Origin of the sequence: Aliivibrio sp. A6 (assembly GCF_028765505.1) — a bacterium.
GTDB lineage: Bacteria > Pseudomonadota > Gammaproteobacteria > Enterobacterales > Vibrionaceae > Aliivibrio > Aliivibrio finisterrensis_A.
On sequence record NZ_JARACR010000144.1, the window covers coordinates 1 to 460 of the forward strand.

At 37.2% G+C, this 460-nt stretch carries 1 protein-coding gene; it reads left to right on the forward strand.

Annotation, left to right across the window (positions count from 1 at the left end; translation table 11 throughout):
- The first annotated feature begins 53 nt into the window (after positions 1 to 53).
- On the forward strand, positions 54 to 341 hold the full coding sequence (locus PVK70_RS18940; RefSeq protein ID WP_130049461.1) for a type II toxin-antitoxin system RelE/ParE family toxin: 288 nt from the start codon (positions 54 to 56) through the stop codon (positions 339 to 341).
- The last annotated feature ends 119 nt before the right edge of the window (positions 342 to 460 follow it).

Sequence of the window (460 nt, forward strand, 5' to 3'; positions counted from 1 at the left end):
CTAGGTTTATCAAATGATGATGCTCGTTCTAAAATCTTAGGGCGCTTACGTTCATGAATGTTATTTGGTCACCTCTTGCTTTAGACAAAATAGGGCAGACAGCAGAATACATTGCATTAGACAATCCATCAGCAGCAGATAAGTGGGTTAACGACGTATTCGATAAAGCTGAGAGTTTAGGTTCATTTCCAGAATTGGGCCGTCTTGTCCCTGAGCTGAATAAAGCCAATTATCGTGAAATCATTTTTGGTAATTACCGCATTATTTATAGCGTAACGTTAAACATAAATATTTTAACGGTTCGTAACTGTAGTCAATTGCTAACTATGGCTGATATATAAAATTATAACAAATGCATCAACACGATTTGCTACACTCGGCGTTGTCAGTTTGTCTTTAGTTTCAGTGATTAAGGCAGTAAAATTCAGCTAGGTCTGCATAGTAGCAAACGTGTTATGCA

Coding starts and splice junctions, on each gene's coding strand:
- PVK70_RS18940 (WP_130049461.1), top strand. CDS start 54: ATGAATGTTATTTGGTCACCTCTTGCTTTAGACAAAATAGGGCAGACA.